At 69.6% G+C, this 6,996-nt stretch carries 6 protein-coding genes; 4 read left to right on the top strand and 2 right to left on the bottom strand.

All coding sequences use genetic code 11. The annotated features are described in order from the left end of the window. Nucleotides 1-138: 138 nt before the first annotated feature. Together trpD and ACIBFB_RS15850 are read right to left on the bottom strand one after the other, a co-directional pair. On the bottom strand, nt 139-1,227 hold the full coding sequence (trpD, locus tag ACIBFB_RS15855) for an anthranilate phosphoribosyltransferase (RefSeq protein WP_397230639.1): 1,089 nt from the start codon (nt 1,225-1,227) through the stop codon (nt 139-141). A gap of 229 nt (nt 1,228-1,456) precedes the next feature. Beyond that, nucleotides 1,457-1,894 carry a hypothetical protein gene (locus ACIBFB_RS15850; protein ID WP_397230637.1) on the bottom strand — a complete coding sequence of 146 codons (438 nt, stop codon included), beginning with the start codon at nt 1,892-1,894 and terminating at the stop codon, nt 1,457-1,459. A 533-nt stretch (nt 1,895-2,427) separates the two neighbouring features. On the opposite strand from ACIBFB_RS15850, the gene ACIBFB_RS15845 reads away from it, so the two are divergent. From ACIBFB_RS15845 to ACIBFB_RS15830, 4 genes are all read left to right on the top strand, one after another. After that, nucleotides 2,428-3,003, top strand: coding sequence for a heme-copper oxidase subunit III (locus tag ACIBFB_RS15845; RefSeq protein ID WP_358573880.1), 576 nt, complete (start codon nt 2,428-2,430; stop codon nt 3,001-3,003). A 95-nt stretch (nt 3,004-3,098) separates the two neighbouring features. After that, complete coding sequence (locus tag ACIBFB_RS15840) at nt 3,099-4,010, top strand: cytochrome c (protein WP_397231113.1); 912 nt, start codon at nt 3,099-3,101, stop codon at nt 4,008-4,010. After that, on the top strand, nt 4,003-5,199 hold the full coding sequence (locus tag ACIBFB_RS15835) for a Rieske 2Fe-2S domain-containing protein (RefSeq protein ID WP_397230634.1): 1,197 nt from the start codon (nt 4,003-4,005) through the stop codon (nt 5,197-5,199). Before ACIBFB_RS15840 ends, ACIBFB_RS15835 begins: the two co-directional genes overlap by 8 nt. Nucleotides 5,200-5,202: 3 nt before the next feature. Next, nucleotides 5,203-6,849 carry a cytochrome bc complex cytochrome b subunit gene (locus ACIBFB_RS15830; RefSeq protein ID WP_397230632.1) on the top strand — a complete coding sequence of 549 codons (1,647 nt, stop codon included), beginning with the start codon at nt 5,203-5,205 and terminating at the stop codon, nt 6,847-6,849. The last annotated feature ends 147 nt before the right edge of the window (nt 6,850-6,996 follow it).

The following is a 6,996-nucleotide window of genomic DNA, read 5'->3' as shown; positions in this document are numbered from 1 at the left end:
CACCCACACCAATCACAGTTTCGATACCTACCCCACGCCCGCCCGGGCGGGGCCGTTCGCCGTGGGGTGTCCGGCCGGGTCCGCCGCGGGGGGGGGGGGTGCCCGCACCCCGCGCCCCCCGTGCGTGACTCCGCGGCCCTAGACGCCCTTGGCGAGGCCCTGGCTGGTCTCCACCCAGGTCGCCAGCGCCCGCTCGGCCGCGCCGCTGTCCACCGCGGCGGCGGCGCGCTCGTAGCCCGCGCGCACCGATTCCACCAGGGAGTCGCCGACGCCGTCCACGGCCGCGAGCGCCGCGCCGGCGTTGAGCAGGACCGCGTCCCGGACCGGACCCCGCCGACCCGCGAGCAGGTCGCGCACCGCCTGCGCGTTGAACTCCACGTCGCCGCCGCGCAGCGCGTCGGGCGCGGAACGCCCGATGCCCAGGTCCGCCGGGTCCAGCCGCTCCCTCCGGGCCGCGCCGTCGCGGACCACCCACACCGTGGACGTGGTGGCGGTGGTCAACTCGTCCAGGCCGTCGTCGCCGCGGAACACCAGGGCCGAGGAGCCGCGACCGGCGAACACTCCCGCGATCACCTCGCACATGCGCTCGTCGAACACCCCGATCGCGGACGTGGTGGGCCGCGCCGGGTTGGTCAGCGGACCCAGGAAGTTGAACACCGTGGGCACCGCCAGTTCACGGCGCGGCTTGGCCGCGTAGCGCAGCGAGGGGTGGAACAACGGGGCGAAGCAGAAGGTGATGCCCGCCTCCTCCGCGACCCGGGCGGTGAGCTCCGGGGGCAGGTCCAGCACCACGCCCAGCCGCTCCAGCACGTCGGCCGTCCCGCAGGACGAGGAGGCCGCGCGGTTGCCGTGCTTGACCACGCGCGCACCCGCCGCCGACGCCACGATCGCGGCCATCGTCGACACGTTCACGGTGTGCGCGCGGTCGCCGCCGGTCCCGACGATGTCCAGGGTCGGTCCGGGGACGCTGATCCGGACGGCGTTGTCGAGCATGCCCCTGGCCAGACCGGTCACCTCGGACACGCTCTCGCCCTTGGCCCGGAGCGCGATGGCGAACCCGGCGATCTGGGCGTCGGTCGCCGAGCCGGCCATGATCTCGTTCATCGCCCACTCGGTGTCGGCGGCGCTGAGCGTCTGACCGCCCAGCAGAGCGGTGATCAGGGTGGACCAGGTCCGTTCGGTGACGGCGGACGCGCGGTCGGCGGGACGGTCGGGCTTGGTGTTCATCGCTTCTTCGACTCCACGGTGCGGTCGGGCATGGGGGCGCGACGGGGCGGCGGCACGCTGACGCGTCAGCTCCGCCGCCGGTCAGCGCCCGAGGGGACGGGACGGGGCGCGGCCACGCCATCGCCCGGTGTCCGCACCGTGGTTGAGCGCACCGCGCACGACGCAACGCCGACGCATCTCCCGGTCGGCGTTGTGACGCCCGCTCAGTGTCGCGTGGTGGCCCACCGGGTCACCCGCTGAGGGCGGCGGCGCGCTGGCGCATCAGCTCCGCCAGGGACTCGGCGAGCGCGACGGGGTCGATCGGGTGGCTGACCACCTGGTCGGCCTGCGACCAGGTCGCGAGCCAGCCGTCGTCGCGCCGGCCCACCAGGAGCAGGACCGGCGGGCAGCGGAAGATCTCGTCCTTGACCTGGCGGCACAGGCCCATTCCGCCGACCGGGGCGGCCTCGCCGTCCAGGATGGCCACGTCGATCCGCTCCGAGGGGTCGGTCGCCTCCAGCCTGCGGACCACGACGGGCGCGGTCGCGCACTCGACCGTCTCCACCCGGGGCACGTCGGCGGCCGGGCGGCGGCCGATCGCCATGAGCACCTTCTCGCGGGTCTCGGCCTTGTCGCTGTAGACCAGCACGCGCATCCGGGCATCCGTGTCCGTACCGCTGACCACCATCGCGCAACCGTCCCATCACGTCGGTCCTCGGCCGCCGTCGAGGGGGCGCGGCCGGGGCGTTCGTTGGCTGTGTGTGTTCGACTCTATTGCCTCGCGGTCCCGGTGCCCAGAGCCCCCGGGAGGCCGGGTGGCGGGGCTGAGACCTTCGACACCTCCAGGATGCCAGCACTCCGAGGGGGACCGCCCACACGTCCCCGGCAGGGCGTTGTGCAACGGTGACCCTTTCGATACCTGCGCGTTGGCCGAGGGGGGTTGGGGTGGATTCCACGTGGGTACGGATCGCCTCAGCCGCCCAGGATCGCGCCGGTCGGCCGCGTTCGGCGGGTCGCTGCCGCACGGACGGCGGCCGAGTCGGTACAGTAACGCCCGAGTCACGGTGAACGCCCCGGTCCGGGGCACTTGGATGGTCGATACCGGTACTGATCCGCCCCCTTACGGGGGGTCGGGTACGGGTCCCCGCGAGATGCCGTAATAATGCTCCCGTGGCGACAGCAACCGCGAACCTCAAAACAACTCCGACACCAGAGCATGGTGTGGCGAAGCGTCCTGACCTGGTCAGCGTTGGCACCATCGTGTGGCTCGCCAACGAGCTCATGTTCTTCGCAGCGCTGTTCGCGATGTACTTCACCATCCGATCGGTGACGAACGGGAACCCCGAGCTGGGTCCGTGGCCGGACACGCACCTCAACGTGCCGTGGGCGACCGCGATCACCGTGGTGCTCGTGGCTTCGAGCTTCACCGCGCAGGCCGGCGTCTGGGCCGCCGAGCGCGGTGACGTCAAGAAGCTGCGCGCGTGGTTCTTCCTGACGTTCTTCATGGGCCTGTTCTTCGTTCTCGGACAGGCCTATGAGTACTACGTGCTCATCGCGCACGAGGGCCTGACTCTCCAGTCGAGTGCCTACGGCTCGATGTTCTACCTGACCACGGGCTTCCACGGTCTCCACGTCACCGGTGGGCTGCTGGCGTTCCTCATCATGCTGGGACGCACGTACGCCGCGAAGCGCTTCACCCACCAGCAGGCGACCAGCGCGATCGTCGTGTCCTACTACTGGCACTTCGTCGACGTCGTCTGGATCGCTCTGTTCTTCACCATCTACTTCATCCAGTAACCCGAAACGGGGAAACCGTGAAATGGATTACCGCGCGGCGACGGCATCCCCTGGCGGGGTATGTCGTCGTCATCCTCGCGCTAGCCCTGTTCGGGGTGGGGTACGCCGCACTGGCCCCCACCCCCGACCAGGCGCAGGCGCAGACCCTCGCCGCTGACGCGCCGTCCCCCGAGGACGTCGACGTCGCCGAGGGCCGGCAGATCTTCGACCAGTCGTGCGCCACGTGCCACAACTACGACGGGTCCGGCATGCTGGCCGAGGACGGCAGCGTCCAGGGTCCGGACCTGCGCGAGGTCGGACCCGCGGCGATCGACTTCCAGGTCAGCACCGGCCGCATGCCGTCCGCGAACCCGGACGTGCAGATGCCGCGCAAGCCCATGGCCATGTCCGACGAGGACCTGGCCAACCTGATCGCGTACTACAACGCGCAGATCAGGGACGGCCAGAGCGGCGCGGACGTCCCCTACGACGTCCCGGACCTCGCCCCCCAGAGGGCCGACTTCAGCGTCAACCGCGCCGAGTTCGACTCCGAGGAGGAGTACGAGGAGGCCGTCGAGGAAGCCGAGGCCGAGTACGAGGCCGCGCTCGAGGAGTTCGAGGCCGAGTACGAGGAGTACATCGCCGGTGCCGAGGACACCGAGATGGGGATGAAGCTGTACCTGACCAACTGTGCGCACTGCCACAGCTGGTCCGGTGCCGGCGGCGCCCTCACCGACGGCCGGTGGGCCCCCGAGATCCACGACGCCACCCCGCGCGAGATCTACGAGGCCATGGTCACCGGCCCCGGCGCCATGCCGATGTTCTCCGACGCGGTCATCACGCCCGAGGAGAAGCAGGAGCTGATCTCGTACGTGAAGACCCTGCAGGACGAGCCGAACGCCGGCGGCGTCTTCGACCTGGCGCGCGTCGGTCAGGTCGCCGAGGGCCTCATCTCGTGGACCATCGGCCTGGCCCTGATCATCGCCTGCGCGATCTGGATCACCGCGAAGCAGCGTGCACATGACTGAGAACAACAACAACGACAACACCGAGGCCGGAGCCGACGGTCCCGAGCGCGTGCTCGGCACCCCGTCCTCCGAGGCCGGGGAGAGCGTGGTCTCCAGCGCCTCCGCCGAGGCCGAGCACGAGGGCCCCTACCCGGCCGCCGAGACCCACGCGCACTCGGAGGAGGTCCAGCGCCGGGGTGAGAAGATCGCCTCGCTGTGGTTCGTCATCGCCTTCCTGGGCGGCGTCGGCTTCCTGGTCTCCTACTACCTGTTCCCGCCGAACGCGGAGGACGTCCCGGCGATCGCGGACCCGCAGATCGGCCAGTACTCGAACATGCTCCTCGGCGGCACGCTCGCCCTCGCGCTGTTCGGCATCGGCGCCGGTATGACGGTGTGGGCACGCAGGGTGATGCCCCACTACGAGGTCTCCTCGCCCTACGACGACCTGCCCTCCAGCGACGAGGAGAAGGGCTCCTTCGGCGACTTCTTCATGAAGAGCGCCGACGAGAGCGGCTTCACCAGGCGCCCGCTGATGCGGCGGACGCTCATCGCCGCCATGCTGCCGCTGGGCCTCGCCCCGATCGTGCTCCTGCGCGACACGGGCCCCCTGCCCGGCGACAAGCTCAGGGACACGCCCTGGGCGGAGGGCGTGCGCATGGTGGTCGAGGGCACCGACCGGTTCATCCGCGCCGAGGACCTGGAGTCCGAGCCCAACGGCATGATCACCGCGCTGCCCTACGTCGCGCACGATGGCGGCCACGGTGAGGGCGGCCACGGTGAGGGCGAGGGAGAGGGCGAGTCCGAGCGGTACGCGCAGAACTACCACCTCAGCCTGAACGACAAGGCCAAGTCCGTCATCCTCCTGATCAAGATCCCGGAGGGCGACTACAAGTCGGGCATGACCGAGACGGTCGAGGGGCAGGACGAGCCGCGGATCAACTGGACGCACAACGGGATCGTCGCCTACTCCAAGATCTGCACCCACGTGGGTTGCCCGGCGGCGCTGTACGAGCGCACGACGCACCGCATCCTGTGCCCGTGCCACCAGTCGACCTTCGACGCGGCCAACGCCGCCGAGGTCGTGTTCGGTCCGGCGCACCGTCCCCTGCCGCAATTGCCGATCGGCGTCGACGACGAGGGCTACCTGGTCGCGACGGGCGACTTCACCGAGCCGCCCGGGCCGACGTTCTGGGACTACGCGAAGGACTAGTCGATGAGTAAGACCACGCAAGCACCCAAGGCGCTGCGCGGCGTCGGCAACTTCATCGACGACCGCTTCCACCTCGCCAAGACCGGTGAGAAGAACCTGCGCAAGGTCTTCCCGAACCACTGGTCGTTCATGCTGGGCGAGATCGCGCTGTACTCGTTCATCATCCTGCTCGTCACCGGTGTCTTCCTGACCCTGTGGTTCAAGCCGAGCATGGCGGAGATCGTCTACGACGGCTCCTACGAGCGCCTCCAGGGCGTCGAGATGAGTGAGGCCTACGCCTCGACCCTGTTCATCGACTTCGACGTCCGCGGCGGCTTCCTCGTCCGGCAGATCCACCACTGGGCCGCGCTGATCTTCGTGGCCTCGCTGGTGGTGCACATGCTCCGTGTGTTCTTCACCGGTGCGTTCCGCAAGCCGCGCGAGATCAACTGGCTGATCGGCGTCGGGATCTTCACGATCGCCATCGTCGAGGGCCTCTTCGGCTACTCGCTGCCGGACGACCTGCCCTCCGGCATGGGCGTGCGCATCCTCCAGGGCGTGATCATGGCGCTGCCGCTGGTCGGCAGCTACATCTCGATGTTCCTGTTCGGCGGGGAGTTCCCCGGCGATCTGATCATCCCGCGCCTGTACATGCTGCACATCCTGCTGCTGCCGGCTCTGCTGCTCGCGCTGATCGCGGCGCACTTCATGATCCTGTGGCACCAGAAGCACACGCAGTACCCGGGCACGGGCAAGACGAACAAGACCGTGGTGGGAACGCCCATGTTCCCGGGCTTCGCGGTCAAGGCGGGCGGGTTCTTCTTCTTCACGTTCGCCGTGGCCGCTGGTCTGGCCGCGTTCGTGCAGGTCAACCCGATCCACCTGTTCGGGCCGTTCACGCCGACCTCCATCACCTCCGGTCTCCAGCCGGACTGGTACATGGGCTTCCTCGAGGGAGCGCTGCGGATCTTCCCGAACACGTTCGACTTCCAGATCTTCGGCTACGCGGTGCCCATCGCGGTCCTCGTCCCGGGTCTGGGCCTCATGGGTCTGCTCTTCGGCGGGCTGGCCGCGTGGCCGTTCCTGGAGGCGTGGATCACCGGCGACCGGCGTCCGCACAACGTGGCCGACCGGCCGCGCAACGCCCCGGTCCGCACCGCTCTGGGCGTCGCGGGCGTCACCGCCTACGGCATCCTGTGGCTCGCCGGGTCGAACGACATCCTGTCGGAGACGTTCTCGATCGAGCTGTACGTCACCACGTACATCTTCCGTGCGTCGATCATCGTCGGCCCGGTCATCGCGTTCATCGTCACCAAGCGGATCTGCCTGGGTCTGCAGCGGCGCGACCGCGCGACCCTGGAGCACGGGTACGAGAGCGGCGTCATCCAGCAGCTGCCCAGCGGTGAGTTCATCGAGGTCCACAAGGAGAGCTCCCAGGACACGGTGGACGCGCTGCTGAGCAAGCCGACGATCACCTCGTCCGCCCTGGGCGAGGAGACCGACGAGAAGGGCGTCGAGAGCCCCGGCAAGCGCAAGGCCATGGGCAGGCTCCGCCGGGCCCTGGCGCACTGGTACACGAAGGACTACGTGTCCTTCGAGGGTGTGGAGCCGCACAGCGGCCACCACCTGCACCACTCCGCCGACGCGGAGAAGGAGTCCGCGGCCCACTAGGGACGCGCGCACCGCACACCGCGGGCCCGGCCGGATCCACGGCCGGGCCCGTCGTGGTACGCCCGGCATGGGCAGTTGCTTGGAGGTGGAAGTCCTCTAGAGGAAGCGGCAGTGCTAACTCTGAGCCAGAGGCAACGGCGTCATCGC

It is taken from the genome of Nocardiopsis sp. NPDC050513, from assembly GCF_044457925.1.
Classification (GTDB): Bacteria; Actinomycetota; Actinomycetes; order Streptosporangiales; family Streptosporangiaceae; genus Nocardiopsis.
This window is presented reverse-complemented; position numbering and strand designations above follow the sequence as displayed.

Coding starts and splice junctions, on each gene's coding strand:
- trpD (WP_397230639.1), bottom strand. CDS start 1,227: ATGAACACCAAGCCCGACCGTCCCGCCGACCGCGCGTCCGCCGTCACC.
- ACIBFB_RS15830 (WP_397230632.1), top strand. CDS start 5,203: ATGAGTAAGACCACGCAAGCACCCAAGGCGCTGCGCGGCGTCGGCAAC.
- ACIBFB_RS15835 (WP_397230634.1), top strand. CDS start 4,003: ATGACTGAGAACAACAACAACGACAACACCGAGGCCGGAGCCGACGGT.
- ACIBFB_RS15850 (WP_397230637.1), bottom strand. CDS start 1,894: ATGGTGGTCAGCGGTACGGACACGGATGCCCGGATGCGCGTGCTGGTC.